The 18,622-nt window shown below is 53.0% G+C and carries 18 protein-coding genes and 2 pseudogenes; 9 read left to right on the forward strand and 11 right to left on the reverse strand.

The window, feature by feature from the left end; all coding sequences use genetic code 11:
• Nucleotides 1–55 precede the first annotated feature (55 nt).
• Nucleotides 56–1,201 (forward strand): annotated as a pseudogene (tnpC, locus tag THINI_RS07915) (IS66 family transposase); the annotation flags it as partial.
• A gap of 9 nt (nt 1,202–1,210) precedes the next feature.
• Here tnpC and THINI_RS07920 read toward each other — a convergent pair.
• Complete coding sequence (locus tag THINI_RS07920; RefSeq protein ID WP_040839267.1) at nt 1,211–2,395, reverse strand: hypothetical protein; 1,185 nt, start codon at nt 2,393–2,395, stop codon at nt 1,211–1,213.
• A 419-nt stretch (nt 2,396–2,814) separates the two neighbouring features.
• On the opposite strand from THINI_RS07920, the gene THINI_RS23275 reads away from it, so the two are divergent.
• Together THINI_RS23275 and THINI_RS07930 are read left to right on the forward strand one after the other, a co-directional pair.
• Nucleotides 2,815–5,880, forward strand: coding sequence for a glycosyl hydrolase family 8 (locus THINI_RS23275; protein ID WP_002708102.1), 3,066 nt, complete (start codon nt 2,815–2,817; stop codon nt 5,878–5,880).
• Between the two features lie 383 nt (nt 5,881–6,263).
• The gene (locus THINI_RS07930; RefSeq protein WP_002708103.1) at nt 6,264–8,792 is read left to right on the forward strand and encodes a S8 family serine peptidase; all 2,529 of its coding nucleotides are present in this window, start codon (nt 6,264–6,266) and stop codon (nt 8,790–8,792) included.
• A gap of 17 nt (nt 8,793–8,809) precedes the next feature.
• On the opposite strand, the gene THINI_RS07935 is transcribed toward THINI_RS07930, so the two are convergent.
• Entirely contained in the window at nt 8,810–9,487 is a 678-nt protein-coding gene (locus THINI_RS07935; RefSeq protein ID WP_002708104.1) for a pseudouridine synthase, read from the reverse strand.
• Between the two features lie 77 nt (nt 9,488–9,564).
• A complete protein-coding gene (locus THINI_RS25960) occupies nt 9,565–9,858 on the reverse strand; it encodes an aquaporin (protein WP_211206965.1) in 294 nt (97 codons plus the stop codon).
• Here THINI_RS25960 and THINI_RS07940 point away from each other — a divergent pair.
• The gene (locus THINI_RS07940; protein ID WP_002708105.1) at nt 9,823–11,037 is read left to right on the forward strand and encodes a PilT/PilU family type 4a pilus ATPase; all 1,215 of its coding nucleotides are present in this window, start codon (nt 9,823–9,825) and stop codon (nt 11,035–11,037) included. The two genes, THINI_RS25960 and THINI_RS07940, sit on opposite strands and share 36 nt — an antisense overlap.
• A gap of 18 nt (nt 11,038–11,055) precedes the next feature.
• On the opposite strand, the gene THINI_RS26980 is transcribed toward THINI_RS07940, so the two are convergent.
• Both THINI_RS26980 and THINI_RS27210 read right to left on the reverse strand, forming a co-directional pair.
• Nucleotides 11,056–11,190: a hypothetical protein gene (locus THINI_RS26980; RefSeq protein WP_281054670.1), complete on the reverse strand. Its 135-nt coding sequence runs from the start codon at nt 11,188–11,190 to the stop codon at nt 11,056–11,058.
• A gap of 147 nt (nt 11,191–11,337) precedes the next feature.
• Nucleotides 11,338–11,385, reverse strand: a pseudogene (locus THINI_RS27210) (type II toxin-antitoxin system VapB family antitoxin); the annotation flags it as partial.
• A gap of 141 nt (nt 11,386–11,526) precedes the next feature.
• Between THINI_RS27210 and THINI_RS07950 the strand changes: the two are divergent.
• The 4 genes from THINI_RS07950 to THINI_RS07965 all read left to right on the forward strand — a co-directional run bounded on the left by THINI_RS07950 (nt 11,527) and on the right by THINI_RS07965 (nt 14,073).
• Nucleotides 11,527–12,240, forward strand: a complete 714-nt coding sequence (locus tag THINI_RS07950; protein WP_040839270.1) for a hypothetical protein — start codon at nt 11,527–11,529, stop codon at nt 12,238–12,240.
• Between the two features lie 255 nt (nt 12,241–12,495).
• On the forward strand, nt 12,496–12,753 hold the full coding sequence (locus THINI_RS07955; RefSeq protein ID WP_002708106.1) for a UPF0175 family protein: 258 nt from the start codon (nt 12,496–12,498) through the stop codon (nt 12,751–12,753).
• Nucleotides 12,754–12,802: 49 nt separating this feature from the next.
• On the forward strand, nt 12,803–13,111 hold the full coding sequence (locus THINI_RS07960) for a nucleotidyltransferase family protein (RefSeq protein WP_040839272.1): 309 nt from the start codon (nt 12,803–12,805) through the stop codon (nt 13,109–13,111).
• A 266-nt stretch (nt 13,112–13,377) separates the two neighbouring features.
• A complete protein-coding gene (locus tag THINI_RS07965) occupies nt 13,378–14,073 on the forward strand; it encodes a hypothetical protein (RefSeq protein ID WP_002708108.1) in 696 nt (231 codons plus the stop codon).
• Nucleotides 14,074–14,110: 37 nt separating this feature from the next.
• On the opposite strand, the gene THINI_RS07970 is transcribed toward THINI_RS07965, so the two are convergent.
• The gene (locus THINI_RS07970) at nt 14,111–14,686 is read right to left on the reverse strand and encodes a Uma2 family endonuclease (RefSeq protein WP_002708109.1); all 576 of its coding nucleotides are present in this window, start codon (nt 14,684–14,686) and stop codon (nt 14,111–14,113) included.
• A 64-nt stretch (nt 14,687–14,750) separates the two neighbouring features.
• Nucleotides 14,751–16,490, reverse strand: a complete 1,740-nt coding sequence (gene argS, locus THINI_RS07975; protein WP_002708110.1) for an arginine--tRNA ligase — start codon at nt 16,488–16,490, stop codon at nt 14,751–14,753.
• Between the two features lie 99 nt (nt 16,491–16,589).
• Here argS and THINI_RS07980 point away from each other — a divergent pair, with 99 nt between their 5' ends.
• Nucleotides 16,590–17,324, forward strand: a complete 735-nt coding sequence (locus tag THINI_RS07980) for a M48 family metallopeptidase (RefSeq protein WP_002708111.1) — start codon at nt 16,590–16,592, stop codon at nt 17,322–17,324.
• A 15-nt stretch (nt 17,325–17,339) separates the two neighbouring features.
• Here THINI_RS07980 and THINI_RS07985 read toward each other — a convergent pair whose 3' ends face one another.
• The 4 genes from THINI_RS07985 to THINI_RS07995 form a co-directional block, all read right to left on the reverse strand.
• Nucleotides 17,340–17,600, reverse strand: coding sequence for a hypothetical protein (locus tag THINI_RS07985; RefSeq protein ID WP_002708112.1), 261 nt, complete (start codon nt 17,598–17,600; stop codon nt 17,340–17,342).
• A 183-nt stretch (nt 17,601–17,783) separates the two neighbouring features.
• Nucleotides 17,784–17,912 carry a hypothetical protein gene (locus tag THINI_RS26985; protein WP_281054671.1) on the reverse strand — a complete coding sequence of 43 codons (129 nt, stop codon included), beginning with the start codon at nt 17,910–17,912 and terminating at the stop codon, nt 17,784–17,786.
• Nucleotides 17,913–17,933: 21 nt separating this feature from the next.
• The gene (gene yciA, locus THINI_RS07990; protein ID WP_002708113.1) at nt 17,934–18,326 is read right to left on the reverse strand and encodes an acyl-CoA thioester hydrolase YciA; all 393 of its coding nucleotides are present in this window, start codon (nt 18,324–18,326) and stop codon (nt 17,934–17,936) included.
• Nucleotides 18,327–18,342: 16 nt separating this feature from the next.
• Entirely contained in the window at nt 18,343–18,603 is a 261-nt protein-coding gene (locus THINI_RS07995) for a hypothetical protein (protein WP_002708114.1), read from the reverse strand.
• Nucleotides 18,604–18,622 lie beyond the last annotated feature (19 nt).

The raw sequence follows: 18,622 nt of genomic DNA on the forward strand, positions 1-18,622 counted from the left end.
CCCGCAGCTAACCCTCGGCACAGCAGTTTGTCAATAGCGTTTTAATGCGATTACCCTGCACCCATCGCCCGATTATGTTGAGGATTGCCGTGCCGTCGGCTACTGTGGTTGTGGCCTGCCGCTATCCGAAGCGGCTGTGGCCGTGGCTGAACGCCGCCAGCAATGGGACATCCCCGCCCCGCAAATCGTGGTGACGGAATATCGCCAGATCATCAGCACTTGCCGTTGTGGCAAAGCCCATGCAGGGGAATTCCCCGCATCACTGCCCCCGTACATCAGTTATGGGGCACGCCTGAAAGCGTATGCGGTCGGCCTGGTTCATGGGCATTTCATCTCGCTGTCGCGGGTAACGGAGGTCATATCTGACCAATATGGCATCAAGCCTTCCGATGGCAGTGTGCAACGCTGGGTCAGCCAGGCCAGCGGCAGCCTCACCGCCACCTACGGCGACATCCGGCAAACCATCAGCACCAGCCCGGTGGCACACTTTGATGAAAGCGGTATCCGGGCCCAAGGCAAAACCCAATGGCTGCATGTGGCCGCCACCCCGGAAGCGGTGTACTACACCGCCCATGCCAAGCGGGGACAGGAAGCCATGGTCGCCGCCGGTATCCTGCCTGTCTTCAACGGGGTTGCCGTGCATGACCACTGGAAACCTTACTTCCGCTTCGACAACGTGGTGCATGGCCTGTGTGGGGCACACCTGCTGCGTGAGCTGAACTACTTTGACGAAACCCTCCGGCACCAATGGCCTGCACAGCTCAAACAAGTCCTGGTTGATGCCAAAACCGCCGTGGCACAAGCGAGGGCAGCACAACATGACTCCCTGACGCCTGACCAGATGGCAGAACTGGGGCAGCGTTATGACCAATGGGTGAACCACGGCCTGCTGGTCTTCCCTGAACTGCCCAAAACCCACCCCAAACAGGGTAAAGCGAAGCAGCACCCGGCCAGAAACCTGTTATGCCGCTTGCGCGACTTCAAGGATTCGGTGTTGCTGTTCATCCAGCGGTTTGACGTGCCGTTTGACAACAACCTCGCCGAGCGGGCAGTGCGCCCCGTGAAAGTCAAACTCAAGGTGGCGGGCGGATTCCGGGCTATCGGTGGTGCCGATGCCTTCTGTGTCATCCGTTCCGTTTGGGAAACCAACAAGCTGCAGGGACGGAATCCGTTTGAGTCCCTCAGATCGGTTTTGGCATAGACTGAGTAGTTACGCTAAATTTAGCAAATAATCCACATTATTCTCAATTTTCAGGGAAATATCGTCTTCACTAACCACACCAGCAGGAACTGCTGCGACTTTATCCTTAATATCTTGATAAACCAGCTCTGTCAGGATATTCACCGTAAAATCACGATTCTTGATTTGCTGGGCACTCAAAATACCGTGGATACTGCCAGTATTTGCCGTGGGCATTGCATCCCACACCTTATCATCGTTAGCGTCGACATCATTACCGCCAGAAATGGTTAACTGATACAACCCATTTTCCAGTTGGTCAGTAATAATATCAGGGACTGCAATTAAACCTGATGTCGCAATATCACTGCCATTTCCTTGGGAAGTAACACCATTGTAAATAGTCTGACCGTCGCTCACACGTTTCAGGCTGAATACAGCATTGTCCAAAGGCCCGAGTAACGCACGACCCACAGGAACAGGAGGCTCCGGGGCAGGTATCAGCAAACGCGGATTTAACCCATAACTGCCTGGAAGTGAAGCTATCCAGAAACCTTGCCAAGGTTGAAAAGTGCTTCCATCCCCTATCGGTTCGTATTCCATGCCACTGAAGTGGGCAAAACGGTTATGCACCAACTTTCTGGCTTTGGCTGTTGCCAAGTCACATCCGGTGGGGCAACCATCAACACTGGTGGAAGCATCCGTCACCACCCTGACCTTATCAGCACCATTAGCGACATCAAAAGGATAACCAGCCATGTTCCAGACTTTTTGATTACCAGCAGCCGCCAAGGGAATTTCAAAACATCCATCAGGAGAAGCACATGCACTTGATGTATTGAGAGACGGTATCTGGCAACCCTCTGGCATATCCAGTATTTTATCTGTGCCAGACTGTTGCATTATCCAGTAAGATTTGTTTTGTTGCAGAACAGTATTTATCTGGATACTTTCACTACTTCCGCTTGCCCCATCGAAACCAAACATTATCCAGTCTGTGCCATACTCCCCAGCAAGGTCATCACCAAAAATACCGGCAACCGTTTGTTTAGCTGCGGGAGGAGTACAAGGCAATGTAATTTGATGCCATTTACCTGAAGGTAAAACATGAGCGACCCCGGAAAAAGCTAAAGCCTCTGATCCCAAGAGTAGAAAAACCAATGAAAATAACAGATTCAACTGCTTATTTCGATACAACATAATGACAAGCCCCACAGCTTTATCCAGGGTATTTAGTCTAAACCTCGGGGCATCACGCTGACACAAGACATAACGGCATTAATCCGCTGGCAGCATACAAACCATAAACTCAAGTGCTATCAAATGCTTACTATAGCCATCGACAAACGCAAGTTACTGACTTTAATTGAAGCCCACATAAAGATCAGTTACCAATCTGCGTGTATACTAATACAGTCAATAGTTAATATCAATGAGCAAATTAATTAAGAATATCCTATCAATATCCATTCTATCGGGCTGTACTCAGCACACTTCCCAAACTTTACCCACGCCCAGGACGCTTAATTATTAACCAACTTTTGACATGAATCAAAAAAATTATGCCTTACAGCATCCATAGAATATAATTCTGACGTATCTACCTTCATCCACGGGCTTTCCGAAGAGGCGTTATGGGGCTGCGAGCTTTCATTATTGGTGTAGTGCTGTATTTTTCATCCATCATGGCGGGAGCCACGCCCTCCCACCAACCACTGCCCGCTCCTGACACTGTTATCAAAAAAACAGACGCCAGCGCCACATCCGGGAGTGTGCGCCCCTTGCTCACCAGCACTGATAAGACACCGCTGCCCTTGCTGTTGCAGGGGAATAATATTGCTTACGACAACACCACAGGCTCCGTAGTCGCCGCTTACTTCCCGGAATGGGGGATATGGACTTCCGACTTTAACGTGGAAGACATACCGGCACAAAACCTGACCCACGTCCTCTATGCGTTCTTGGCCATTTGCGGCCCCAATGTTGCCCTGAAAAATTCTTACAAGCCTGGCTGGGATCAGTTGCAAACACGTTGCGAAGCGCAAAACGGCACGGCTAATAAAGATGACCCAACCGTCATGCTGTACGATTATTACACGGCGGTGCAGCACCCTTTTCCGGGCGACAGCAGCTCTGACCCTATCAAGGGGCAGATCGGCCAGCTGATGCGCCTGAAACTGGCCAAACCGGACATCCAGATACTCGCCTCTATCGGCGGCTGGACACTATCAGACCCGTTCTACACCCTGGCGAGCAATACTGCCAATCGGCAAATTTTCGCCAATTCCGTGCTCAAATTCCTGCGCGACTATCCTGTATTCGATGGTATTGACATTGACTGGGAATACCCCGGTGGTGGAGCCACCGCCAGCCCCGACCCACAAGCGGATTATCAGGGGTATGCGGATATGATGCACGATTTGCGTCAGGTGCTGGATACCCTGGAAAGCGAAACAGGGCGTACCTATGAATTAACAGCAACTGCCGGTTCATGGCAACCCACCATTCAAGCCATCCACTACCAAGCCGCCAGCCCTTACATGGATTATGTCTTTGCCATGAGCTACGACTATTACGGGACATGGAGCAATACCCTGGGGCATCATGCTGCCCTCTACAATTATCCGGGGCAAAAAATAAACTGGGCAAATGGCGACAGCATGGTTAACAACCTGCTGGATGCAGGTGTACCAGCCAGCCAAATAGTACTGGGGGTCGCCATGCATGGCATAGGCTGGGCCAACGTCACAGGCGTGGCTACCGGTGAGTCACCATTCCTGCATGGCACTGGCGGGGGAGCATTGGGAAGGTTTGAATACCAAACCATCGCCAATGATTATCTCGACAGTGACGGGCAAGGCAAAAACGGCTTCGCCTATTTCTATGACGCACAGGCAGAAGCCCCTTATTTATGGAATGCCAGCAGTGGCGGGCTGATTACCTACGATAACCCGCGTTCGGCCAAGGCCAAATCAGCCTATGTGCTTGAAAATCAGTTGGCTGGCGTCTTCAGTTGGGAACTGAACGGTGACAATGGCGACATCCTCAACGCCATGCATGAAGGGTTGGGGCATCCGCAATCGGCCCAACGCCCTTACCCCCAGCAGGTCAGTTACGCGACCGGAACCCTTTACCCCAACCATGTCCCGCAGGCAACCCAGGCCACACAGGTAGCGGCCTTCTACGATGACTGGAAGCAAAAATACCTGAAAACGGCTGGCAACAACGCCGCAGGCAAGGCCATGTACCGAATCGCAGATGGCCAGGACTCCACCAGCACAGTATCGGAAGGCCAAGGCTACGGCATGATCATCACCGCGCTGATGGCAGGCCATGACGCCATCGCCCGGACACTATTCGATGGGCTGTGGTATTTTTCCCGCGCCCACCCCAGCGGGGTTGACACCCGCCTGATGACCTGGAAAGTCGATGGCGGGCAAGCCGTGGGGGGCAATAACTCAGCCTTTGATGGCGACGCCGACATTGCCTACGCCCTGCTGCTGGCGGACAAGCAATGGGGCAGTGATGGCAGCATCAATTACAAAGCTGAAGCCTTACAAGTCATGCAGGGCATCCTGGCTTCAACCGTGGGCAGCAGCAGCCATTTGCCCCTGTTGGGCGACTGGGTTAACAGCTCCTCCGCCCCCACCCAATACAACCAGTACACACCGCGCTCCTCAGACCTGATGCCCGCCAGCTTCCGGGCATTCAATACCGCTAGTGGTGATAATATCTGGAATGAGGTCATCCAGGCCGCGCAAACCGGGGTTCAGGCCATCCAGGGCAATTACAGCCAGACCACGGGGCTATTGCCAGATTTTATGAGCGGCTGCCAACCGGCCAGCCAATGCCAGCCCACCGCCGCCAATTTTCTGGAAGGCCCACATGACGGCCATTACTACTACAATGCCGGGCGCGCACCGTGGCGTATCGGGCTGGATGCCTTGCTATACAACGACCCGGTTTCCAAAACCCAGGCGCGCAAGCTGTCAGCCTGGATGCTGAACCAGATCGCAAGCGACCCGCAAGCGCTCAAATCAGGCTACACCCTGGACGGCCAACCGATTGGAAACTATTTTTCCAGCTTCTTTGCCGCCCCCCTCGCCGTGAGCGCCATGCTTGACCCCAGCAGGCAACAAATCCTCAACAACCTTTACGACGCCCTGATCAACAAGCGGGAAAACTATTACTCAGACACCCTCAACCTGTTAAGCCTGTTGGCCGTTACGGGCAATTTCTGGCATCCGGATAGCTGCTCCGCCACCGATGGCGATGCCGACCATGACGGGGTGGGGGATGCCTGTGATGCAGACCGCGATGGTGATGGCGTACCGAACTATTCCGACCGTTTCCCTGACAACCCCGCAGAATCCGTGGACACCGACAACGATGGCGTCGGCAATAACGCGGACACTGACGATGATAACGACTGGATTCCAGACAGCTGGGAAATTACGCATGGCTTAAACCCACTGGATGGTAGTGATGCGGGGCTGGATCCCGATCATGACGGGTTATCCAACCTGCAAGAATTCCAGAACGGCACCAACCCGAACAATGCCGACAGCGATAGCGATGGCATGAATGACGGGGATGAGCTAGCGGCGGGCCGCAACCCTAACGACCCCACCGATGGTGACATTAACGCCAATGCCAGGAAGATCATTCCCATTATCATGGAGTTGTTGCTATCCCCCTAACACTCTGCACCCATGGTAGCTACTCCAGCAGTAGCTGCATGATGTCAATAGCGTTTTAATGCGATTACCCTGAGAGTATACCAATTAAGCATTTGCATATAATATAAATTTATAGTATAAAGTATACTTATTTAAGCACAGATTAACGCTTAAGTTCCCCATAAGCAGCATTTCGTAATGGCTCTTTGGGGATTTCCCGTAGTTTTGCTGTTTATTCTTGAAGCAGTCAGAAAGCAACAGACTCAGGTTTGCAAGTGACTGATTATGATGAGTATCCTATATGCTTTTTAAGCGAGCAAAAGCATAATTGCTGGAAATCCCTAAAGAGCCAAGCTTATGCAGCTGTAATTAAACTCTAGCTTGGCTTAAAGAGGAAGGTAGTCATGCAATTTTTGGCGAAAGTAATAATAGGAGCTTGCCTTTGTTTTGCGGATACAACAATGGCAGAAAATGTCAGTGATGGTGTGCTAGGACAACCTATTCAGCCACCCATCAATATTAAAAGTCCGCTAACACAAAACACGGGATCAGCTTCTCCGGCAACAAATCAGAACAATAATATTTATTATTACTTTCTGCGTAATGGTCAGAGTGCTAATTTCCAAGCCAAAGGTAACTTATATGTATTAATCCCTCCAAAAGATAAGGCTTCCATCAACAGTATGGCGCAACAAATCGAAGCCCAATTTGGACAGAAAATATCTATCACCAAAGATACCCTCCTTTCCCAAAGTATTGTTTTCAAATTGAACGACCCATCAGACCAGGAAAATCAGTTTGCCTCCCTCAAACAAATAGCCGGTGACGGTTCTTTCATTTCCCCACTGTTGGAACCCATCAAAGGAGTGGGTGAACTAGCCGTTGTCCCCAGAATTATTGTCCGTTTCAAGGCGGAATCCTCCATCGACTCCAATCTACAAGAATTGCGCAACACCTATACGCTGGAAGATGTGACCCCCCTCAAATTTACGGATCGGGAATATGAAATCAGCCTTGGGAGCGATATTCCTGATGCAGCGACAGTTTTCAAAATCAGCCGCGAATGGTCGGGCCTGCCATTTGTCGAATGGACAGAACCCGTTATGTTGACGGCACCGATCAAAAAGGACTTTATGCCGAACGACCCGCTATTCCTGAACCAGTGGCATCTGCACAATACAGGACAAAACGGTGCCTTGGTGGATGCCGACATTGATGCTCCTGAAGGCTGGGGGCTGGCAAAAGGGGATGGGGCAGTAATCGCTATTTTTGACGATGGGGTGCAGACCGACCATCCTGACTTGGCCATATGGGCCAACCCTGGTGAAACAGGAGACGGCAAGGAAAGCAACGGGCTTGATGATGACGGCAACGGTTTTATCGACGATTACCAGGGATGGGACTTTGGCGACAACGACAATAATCCCAACCCGGCGGGAGCAAATGATAATCACGGCACAGCCGTCGCCGGTGTGGCTGGCGCAAAAGGCAATAATGGGCTAGGTGTTACAGGTAGCGCCATGGGGGCACAAATTTTACCTGTCCGTAGTGGTGATATGTCCTGCGCTGATTTTGGCAACGCCATGCGTTACGCGGGTAAATATGCCGATGTCGTAAATAACAGTTGGGGTATTGGTGGTTGTCAGAACGAACTGGATTCCGCCATTGCCGATGTTGTCCATGGCAATATCCCGGAAGCACGAAGAGGTACCAAGGGGACACCTGTCCTGTTTGCTACAGGCAATAGCGCCAGTGGCTGGAGGAAGTTCACCTTAAGCGGTTTTCCAGTAGGCACTTACACATTCGAGTGGGTATTTTCCAAGGATGAGGACGTTTCTGAAGGGTATGATACGGTATGGCTGGATGATATTGTATGGCCGGGAGGCGAAACAACAGATTTCGAGACAAGCACAATAGGCACCGTACCCAGCGGTTTTAGCAGTAGTGGCGGCGCTTCATGGCAAGTGGTTTCCGATGGTGTCCATGCGCATGGTTCTCCAACTGGCAACTCTGTGAAGGCGGGGTTAATTACGGATAACCAAGTGACACGTTTGACTACTACCCGTGCGACAGGAGCGGGAGCATTAAGTTTTTGGTATTGGGCATCATCTGAATATAACTATGATTACTTTAAATTTTATGTTGACGGTGACCTTTATTATTATTACGCCCCCGGCCAATATGGACACCATAATGAAGTTGGCTATCCCGCCTCCAATTCTGACACCATCGCAGTTGGCGCCAGCACGGATGGTGCCCTCAGCGGTCAGGAAGAACGTGTTGATTATAGCCAGTTTGGTCCGGAAGTGGATGTAGTCGCGCCTTCCGGCAATCAGAACCAAGGCATCACCACCACTGACCGCACAGGTTCAGCAGGCTATGACGCCAGTTCCAATTACACCAATGGTTTTGGCGGCACATCATCCGCAACGCCATTGGTCAGTGGTGTGACTGCCGACCTCCTGATGTTTGATCCCTCCCTAACGGCTACCGAAGCGAGGCAGATTCTCCGTAATGGCGCAGACAAAATAGACCCCTACGCCTATGCCAATGGCCGAAACGATTACCATGGTTACGGACGTGTCAACCTCTATCAATCCTTGCTCTTGCTGGATAATGATGCAGATGGCACCCCCAACAGCACTGATCCAGACGATGACAACGACGAGATGCCAGACGCATGGGAAATAGCCCACAACCTGAATCCACTGGATCACAGCGACGCCATTCTCGATCCAGACCATGATGGGCTGAACAACAGGGAGGAATTCAACCACAGCACCGATCCCAATGATGCCGACAGCGATAATGACGGTATGAATGACGGAGACGAAGTCAGTACTGGACGTAATCCCAATGATCCATCTGATACCGACGGTAATAATAATGCTACCAAGATTATTCCAATTCTCATGGACATGTTGTTGCAATAAGCCAGCCCTCAGTGAACTTATTTTCCCCGTTGCAACTCCTGCCATTCTCCGGGCAGGAGCTCTGGATCAAGCGCCCATTCCCCTACCCGTTCCCGATGCAACGCCTCCACGCGATTCCCCACTGCCGCCAACATCCGCTTCACCTGATGGTATTTGCCTTCAGAAATCGTAATCCGCACCTGCTGCTCAGACAGAATTTCCACCACCGCCGGTTTGGTCAGCCCCTTTTCACCGTGCAATTGTACCCCGGCGCGTAATTGTTCCACCGCTGCTTCCGTCAACGGTTCCGCCAGCGTCGCCAGATAGGTTTTCGGCACATGGTGTTTGGGCGACATCAGCCGGTGAGACCATTCACCATCATTGGTGATCAGCAGCAGGCCAGTCGTATCCTTGTCCAGCCTTCCCACTACATGCAGAGCCTGCCGGTGCGGATGATCGATCAAATCCAGTACAGTGCGGTGTGAGGGGTCTTCAGTAGCACTCACTACCCCTGCCGGTTTATGCAACATGATATAAATATTGCCGGGAAGCGTGATGCACTCATCATCCAGCATCACTTCGGATTCGGGGTCAATATGGGTCGCAGTTTTGGTGATTTTCCTGCCATCAACCTGCACCAACCCTCTGCGGATGACTTTTTGTGCTTCAGCGCGTGGAATAGCGGCTGCCTGACTGACGAACTGATCTAAACGCATACCTGCATCTTCGGGGAAATTTGCGAAAAACTGAGCGGCGCGGATTAACCTCAGCCGCTGTCAGGCATTATGATCTATTACGCTTCTTCACTACCAATAAAACGGTAGATAGCAGCGCCAAGCAATGCCCCCACAATGGGTGCTGCCCAAAACAGCCAGAGTTGGGAAATCGCCCAATCGCCTACAAACAATGCAACCCCGGTACTACGAGCCGGGTTCATTTTCACCCTCTGAACGTAACCATTCTGGCTACCCGGCTGACGAGCAGCTCTAAACGGATGGGGTTTTGCTGTTACAATAGGCTGGAAAGTGCATAACAATAAGGGAACAGCCCAATGAAACTCAAAGAATACCTGCGCATTCTCGCCCATTATGACGGTTCCGACCTGTACCTGACCGCTGACCTCGAACCCAAAGCCAAATTTCAGGGCAAACTGAAGGCGGTCGATAAAGTGATCATGACCCAGGAAATGCTGCATGAGATGGCTTATGGCCTGATGAACAAGGAGCAGCAACACCAGTTTGAACAGAAACCGGAAATGAACCTCGCCATCAGCGAAGAAGGCATTGGCCGTTTCCGCGTCAACATTTTCAAGCAGCGCCACAAGATCGCGATGGTGATCCGTAACATCAAGACCGAGATTCCGAATGCTGACAAACTCGGTCTGCCGCAAGTGCTGAAAGACGTAATCATGGAAAAGCGCGGCCTGATCCTGTTCGTCGGTGGCACGGGTTCGGGCAAATCCACCTCACTGGCGGCGCTGATCGACCACCGTAACAGCAACCACGACGGCCACATCATCACCATCGAGGATCCGGTGGAATACGTCCATCCGCACAAGAAATCCATCATCAACCAGCGCGAGGTTGGGGTGGACACCGACAGCTACGAAGACGCCTTAAAAAACACCCTGCGTCAGGCCCCCGATGTCATCCTGATCGGCGAAATCCGCGCCCAGGAAACCATGGAACACGCACTGGCTTTCGCCGAAACCGGCCACCTGTGTCTTTCCACCCTGCACGCCAACAATGCGAACCAGGCACTCGACCGCATCATCAATTTCTTCCCCGAAGAACGCCGCCACCAGTTGCTGATGGATTTGTCGCTGAATCTGAAAGCCTTCGTCTCGCAGCGCCTGATCCCCACCGTTGACGGCAAGCGCGTGGCCGCCATCGAAATCCTGCTCGGCACGCCAATGATCCGCGACCTGATCATGAAAGGCGAAGTTCACGCGATTAAAGAAATCATGGAAAAGTCGGAAGAACAGGGGATGCAAACCTTCGACAGCCACCTCTACCGGCTGTATCTGGAAGGCCGTATTTCGCTGGCCGAAGCGCTGCGCAACGCCGACTCGCCCAGCAACCTCAAGCTCAAGATCAACCTGTCGGGGAATCTGCAAAAGCCACGCCCTGCGGCTCCCGCGCCTGCTGCAACAGCCCCCACTCCCACAGCGTCAGCACCAGCCGCGCAGCCTCAACGCCCGAAAGCAGACCCGGATTTCATGTCGAAGTTATCGCTGGCACCGAAAGAGGAAGAAGACGCGCTGTAATGGAAGATGATCAAGTGATTAGTGAGACTCCTGCCAGCCACAACCCAGTTCGCTGGCAATCCCATGCAGACGTTTATTCTGAAGCAGTAACCGTTCCAGACGCTCCTCTTTGGCGCGCAAATGGTCGATCCAGACCGACGTATCGACCAGCATCACAACACTTCTTCCGTCATCCGACGGCGCGGGGGAGCTTCCAGTTGCGGTTCGGAACCACCCAGCAAGGCAAGACGACGGGCGCTTTCGCGTTCGATCAGGGCTTTCACGCAGCAGGGCTGTCTTTTCGGCAATGCCGGTCAATTCGATTGCCTGATTAAGCAAATCATCATCAAGGTTAAGCGTGGTGCGCATGGCAATATCTCAAATCATCACTTACTGACATCATGTTATGCGGATTTTGATGCATCAGACAAGCCGGAACTTTGTGACCTGCTGTTTTTTACGGTGAATTCAGGTATACATTAGTCTGATTAATTGGCTACCGGACTCCTCATGTCAGAAGCAACCCCGCTATTTTCCAGTGCCTTCCTGATGTCCTGCTGGGCGCAGGAATATACCGCCTATTGCGAGGGTGATACCGATGCCCGATTACTGCAAATCCTGAAAAACTGGGCGGAAAAAGACTTCCAGAAAGAAACCGTTTCCGAAGGTGGTTTCATCCAGACGTTTTTCGTGAACCTGTGGGGCTACGCCCGCTCCGGTGAACAGGAGCAGGCGACGGGTTATACGCTGGAGCAACAGTTTGCCATCGACAAGGCCGGGCAGAATGGCGGGGTGGGTAAGGCCGATGCGGCGCTGGGCTGGTTTGGGGCAAGTGAGCTACCAGCCACCCCGCAAGTGTTGTGTGAGTTCAAGGACATCCGCTCAGGTTTGGATGCGAAACAGAACCGCAAAGGCAACGACCGTTCCCCGGTAAAACAGTGCGCCGATTACCTGCACTTCTCCAAACAACAGTTCACACCCTATGGCACGGAAAAAATCCAGCCAACCTGGGGTATCGTCACCGACATGAACGAATTTCGTCTGTACTGGAATGCGCGAATGCCGCACCAGTATGAGCGTTTCCTGATCCGCAAGCACTCATTGGCGGAAAGCGGAATTGCGCTGCTGGACACTGGCGAGCGCAATGGAAATACGTCATCCGCTCCACCAATATCACCCCCAGCGTCACGGCTGAAAAACGGCTGGGCGAACTGCTCAAGCTGAAAAAGACCGGCAACGCCAGCCTGCAAAAGCAGATCGTCGATCTGGACAAAAAGCTGGATGGGCTGGAACAGCAGATTGAGGCGAAAGAGCGGGAGATGAATGCGCTGGTGTATGGGCTGTATGGGTTGACGCAGGAAGAGATTGCACAGGTGGAGAGGAGGTAGTCATGTACAGCACGTCATGGAAAATTGGCAGCCTCACCGCAACAGCCTACACTAAAATCATCACGCCGATTGTTTTTGGCAGGAGTACGTTATGATGCAAATCACGATGGATATACCCGAACAGTTCGCGCTGGATAAAACCAGACCGGAGATTGTCAGCACGCTCAAGCTGTACGCTGCATTGGCGTTATTTCAATCGGGCAAGTTATCCGCAGGCGCGGCAACCGAGTTGGCAGGCATAGACCGCTACAGCTTTATGGCTGAGTGCAAGAAGCACAATATTCCGACAATCAACTATGCGCCGGATGATCTTGATGCCGAACTCGCTGATTTTCGGCTGGCTTCCTGATGTTGGTTATTGCGGACACTTCCGCGTTGGTTGCAGTAGCAGCGTGCAGATGTCTGGAAAACATGCTTTAAGCCTTCCCGACCTTCGCTCCCTGCTCTCCGCCTTCAAACAGCAGCATGGCACGGAGTACTGCCTACGCTCCCTCGGCTACTTTGGCTCCTACGCCCACAACACCGCCACCCCCGAAAGTGACGTAGACATCGTATTCGAGACGGACAACCCCAACCTGTTCCTGACCGCCATGATGAAACAGGACTTGGAAGAAGTATTGGGCCGCCCCGTGGATGTTCTGCACTTACGCGGTTTACAGAATCCCCGCCTGAAGGAGCGTATCGAGAAGGAAGCCGTCTATGTATGACCGCGAACTGCTGATCGAAAAGCTGCAAACGCTGCTATCCGCGCTCGGACGCATACCTATTTTCAAGTTGATGCAGAGCAGTTGTTCAATATTTGCAGGGACGACATTCCGCAGATGATTGCCACCTTGCAAACCATGATGCAGGATTTATCCCAGCCATTTGAAAGCTAACCGGGCAAAAAGCCTTGCGCGGAACCAGCCCAATATCTGTCACTGCTGGCCGTTTCGCTATAGAATCAGTGCTTTGTTTCCACATGGATGAACCAATGGCTTTCGATATTTACGCGCTGGATGAACAGGAAGAATTCAACGACGATGTTTTCGCCACCTATCAGGATGGCTTGTTGCAACTGTTTGCCGAATCAACACAAGGCAAGCAGTTTCAGGCGGACACAGGCGAGGAACCCGGAAACTGGGCCGGTCATCTCCTTTACTACGGCTATGCCTATCTTGGAACCAGCCCACCGCGTATGACGCCGGGGGAAATCAGCGAAATCGTCAACGACCTGTTCCCCCGCAAGATCACCCTGTTCAGCGAGGATGACGCCCGCTACGCCATGGCGGAATTGAAAGCATTTTGGCTGTTTCTGGAGGAAATGTTCCAGCTTGGGGGAAACAAGGCCATTATTCAGGTGTTGGAAAAAGCTGAACCAACCTTTGGTCAGTGCATGATGGATCCCGCCAATGCTGGCATGGCGAAATCGTTTGTCATGCTGGGAAAACAAGCCGGATTTGACACCACGACACAGGCAGGGCTGCACGAGGCCATGCTGGCTTACAATATGGGGCAACTGGGTAGCAAGCTGTCACCAGTCGGGTTGCCGCCACTCGCATGGGATGGCGGTGGTTTCCCTGATGAAGACGCCAACCAAAAAGGCCATACCAAATCCGAGTGGGAGAAAAAGAAGAAAAAACTCAAGGCGCAAAAAGCCGCCCGCCGCAAAAGCCGCAAGAAAAAATGACAGGGGCATAGTCCAGCCGGATCACCGGTCTGGCCGTTTAAGCCAGCCCGAAATCCACATCTTCGTAAACATCCCGCATCCGGCAATGGAGGTTGATGCTGGCAAATTCCACTTCAGCCTCTTCCCCCGCAAAATTGAACAGCTCCCAGCGATTCTGGGCATTGCGACGGAACACTTCGACGCGATGGGTTTTCGCGCTGATCAACACATATTCCTGCAAACTGTCGAGCTGGCGGTAAAACGCAAACTTGTCGCCCCGGTCGTAGGCTTCGGTACTGCCGGAAAGGATTTCGATAATCAGCAGCGGGGATTGCTTGACGTAATTGCGCTTGTGATCAGCAGGATCGCAGGAAACCAACAGATCGGGGTAATAAAAAACCTCATCCTCCCCAATCCGCACCTTCATGTCATTCTGATAAGCCTTGCAACCTGAACCGCGCAAATGTGGCTTGATCAGGGTAATCAGATTGGCATTGATAGTAACGTGCGCGTCGCTGGCATCCGCCATCGCATAGACTTCACCCAGCACATATTCACTGCGGAAAGACGCATTCATCTCGCCCGCCAGATACTTTGCGGGTGAAATACTTAGCTTTTTTGCAGGTACGGACATGGCGAACTCCAGCGTTTGTTTTCACCAATGTTAGTCTGATTACAAACGGTTGGCAAAATACTGCTTACATCCGCTCCATCACCCCAATCCCCAACAGCCCCAACCCCGCTTGCAGGGTTTGCGCCGTCAGTTCCGCCAGTTGCAAACGGCTGTTACGCACCTCTTCCGCCACACCCTCTTTCAGGATCGGGCAGGCTTCATAGAAACTCATGAAGTTGCCCGCCAGTTCATACAGGTAAGTACAAAGGTGATTCGGCAAACCCTCTTTCGCCACGCTGTCAGTCGCCTCAGCAAATTGCAGCAGCTTGACCGCCAGGGTACGTTCGGCAGCTTCCTGAAGGGATATCTTCGCCCCCTCCCCTGACAAGGGGAGGGTTGGGGAGGGGGTTCTTTTGCGGAAAATGCTCCGAATCCGCGCATACGCATACTGCAAATACGGCGCGGTGTTACCCTCAAAACTGAGCATGGATTCCCAGTTGAAGATGTAATCGGAGTTACGGTTTTTCGACAGGTCAGCGTATTTGACTGCACCAATTCCCACCTTGTGGGCGATGTCCTGACGCTCGGCTTCCGGCAGTTCCGGATTCTTTTCGGAAACAAGGGTAAAAGCGCGTTCCTGCGCTTCGGTGAGCAACTCCGCCAGCTTGACCGTACCACCGGTGCGGGTCTTGAACGGCTTGCCATCTTCGCCCAGCATGTTGCCGAACGGCATGTGTTCCAGTGCCATTTCCTCACGCACGAAGCCTGCCTTGCGCGCCAGTGTGAAGACCTGCTGGAAATGCAGCGACTGGCGGGCATCGGTGAAATACAACACGCGGTCGGCATTCAGCGAACCGCTACGGTAACGCAGCGCCGCCAGATCGGTGGTGGCGTACAGGTAGCCTCCGTCGGATTTCTGCACGATGATGGGTGTAATACTGCCATCCTTGTTCTTGAATTCGTCGAGGAAAGCGCACTGCGCACCCTGGTCTTCCACCAGCAGGCCATTGGCCTGCAACTCGCTGACAATATTGGCAAGATCATCATTGTAAGCACTTTCCGGCTTCACATCGGCACGGGTCAGTTGCACGCCGAGACACTCGTACACGTCTTCGCAGTGGTGCAGGGAAATGTCGATGAACTGCTGCCACAGTTTCAGGCATTCCGCATCGCCGGATTGCAGCTTCACTACATAATCCCGCGCGGTTTTGGCGAAATCAGGCTCGTCGTCGAAACGCTTCTTGGCTTCGCGGTAGAAGGCTTCCAGATCAGACAATTGCATGGAAAGTTCGCCACCCTGCGCTTGTAGGCTAACCATATGCGCAATCAGCATCCCGAACTGGGTTCCCCAGTCACCGACGTGGTTCTGGCGAATGACCTTATGCCCCTGAAACGCCAGCACCCGTGCCACCGCGTCGCCGATGATGGTGGAGCGCAGGTGGCCGACGTGCATTTCCTTGGCGAGGTTGGGGCCGGAGTAGTCGACGACGATGGTGGAAGAAACCCCTCCCAGCCTCCCCTTCTCAGGGGAGGAGCCAAGAGACTCCGCCAACCACGCATTCTTCAAATGAATATTGATAAACCCTGGCCCGGCAACCTCCAGCTTCTCTGCCATATCCGACAAATCCAGCACCTCCAGCAAGCGGGTAGCCAGTTCGCGCGGGTTGGTTTTCAACTGCTTGGCAGCTGCCATAACGCCGTTGGCCTGATAATCGCCGAATTCAGGGCGGGCAGAAGGCTTTACGATGGCGGAAACGGTTTCTGGCGCACCCAGCGAATGCAGGGCGGCGGTAATGCGGTCATCAAGCAGTTGGCGGATATTCATTCTGGCGCTTCGGGTCTGATCAAAAAGGCGATTTTAGGCGGGTTACACGCTAGAATCCACTTTCTGAACCGGGATTCACAGGATTAGAGGATTGGCAGGATGGGATATCTGACCTTGGCCGACGGGCGCACGCTGGATTATCAGGTGCGGCAATCGGCGCGGGCAAAGTACATGCGGATGCATTTGTCGGCGGCAAAAGGGCTGGTCGTCACCCAACCGCAGGGGGTATCAACACGCCAATTGCAGCAGTGGATCAACAGCCAGACAGACTGGATTACCACCCACCTGCCTAGGATCGAAGCACAGGCCAAAACCCATCAGCAAGCCCTGAGCCTACCCGATTCCATGCATTTCCCCATCACTGGCGAGCACCTCAAGGTCATTTACAAAACTACGGATAACAATGACATTAGCTGGTCATACCACGCACATGACGCACTACATCTGAGCGGCGCGGTTGAAGACACGGCATTTTGCTGTCAGGTCTTGCAGAAATGGCTGCAAGGCTACGCGCGCCGCCACCTGGGCAAGCTGCTGGAACAAATCGCTCAGGAAACCGGCCTGCACTACGGCAGCTACCGGGTGAAGGGGCAGGCAACCCGCTGGGGAAGCTGTTCCACCCGCAGCAATATCAACCTCAACTACAAGCTGATGCTACTGCCGACGGAGTGGGTACGTTACACCCTGATCCACGAGCTTTGCCACACGGTGGAGATGAATCACTCCAAACATTTCTGGGCACTGGTGGAACAGTTCATACCGGATTACAAGACGACCCATATGCAAATGAAAACGGCAATGAACCAGCTTCCCGCCTGGGTAAACGCCAAGTAGCACGATAGGCAGTGTTTAGACGAAGTGGTGGCTGGCCGCGAAATGATTCATCGCATCGTGGACTTCATGGGAACGGCGCGCATCCTCGTGGGCTTCCACATACTCCAGATAGGTCTGCATACAACTGAGTAAATGCCGACAACCCTTCGGGGTATCTGCTTCATGTTCTGCAAGCGCACAGGCTTCAATCGAGGAAATGTGGGCACCGTTGGCAATGGCTTCCACTTCCTTCTCAGTCAAGCCACATATACCCTCACAGTCAACGTAACTGATCATGGGCTATCTCCCGTTATGTTTTATCTTCCCTCTATTGCATACCATTTCAGCTGGAAAAGCCCTCCTGACCAATACCTGCACCATCAAGGGTTAACACTTGGTTAAGACTGAATACGCCTGCCCCAAGTCAGCCATTTGCGACCGGCAACACCCACCTGCAACAGCAGGGAAAGCCCATTGTAATCAGACCGGCAAACCTTCGTGGCCAGCGTGGACATGCGCAGCAATATCAATGCCCCATGCCTGCACCAGCGCATCTGTCAGCAGACCAGCCGTTATCGCGTTACCCCCGCGCCCAGCAGATATAGCCACATGCTACGTTGCCGGTTCAGCCTATGAGAGTGGACGCTTGTTACCATGCTCGTCAATGGCGACGTAGGTGAAATCGGCCTCCGTCACCTGCCAGCGCAGTTCGGTATCGCTGCCGTGCCATAGCGGCTTGACCCACACCTGCAAGTGTAGGGTGACGGAAGTCGTGCCGGTTTTCACTACATCGCCGTAGCAGCACACCACATCACCGACATTGACCGGGCGGATGAACCTCATGCTGTTGACTGCAACCGTCACTACCCGGCCTTTGGCAATTTCCTTGGCGAGGATGCCGCCCGCGATGTCCATCTGCGCCATGATCCAGCCGCCGAAGATGTCGCCATTGGGATTGGTGTCCTTCGGCATGGCGAGGGTGCGCAGCACCATGGTTCCGCGAGGGTGAGATTGGTCAATCATGGTTCAGAAACCTCCGCTAATTGTTTCGCATACCCCGCCGCACCAGAAAACCGGTAAACGCCAGCGGCGCGCCCAGCGTACCCAGCAGCCACGGCAGGATCAGTTTGGCAGAGGAAATTTCATCCGCCACTTTGTTGAGCAAGTTGGCGACCAGGTAGGCGAAAAAGTTACGCGGCTGATGATGGCAGGCAGAAGTGGGGATGTCCTTACAGACACGGGCGTCTTCATCGCCCGTGACGTAATCGTACAGCCGGTCGAGCAGTTCCTTGCCTTGCAAGCGAAAACTCCTGTACAGG

Origin of the sequence: Thiothrix nivea DSM 5205 (genome assembly GCF_000260135.1) — a bacterium.
In the GTDB taxonomy this organism is placed as follows: Bacteria; Pseudomonadota; Gammaproteobacteria; order Thiotrichales; family Thiotrichaceae; genus Thiothrix; species Thiothrix nivea.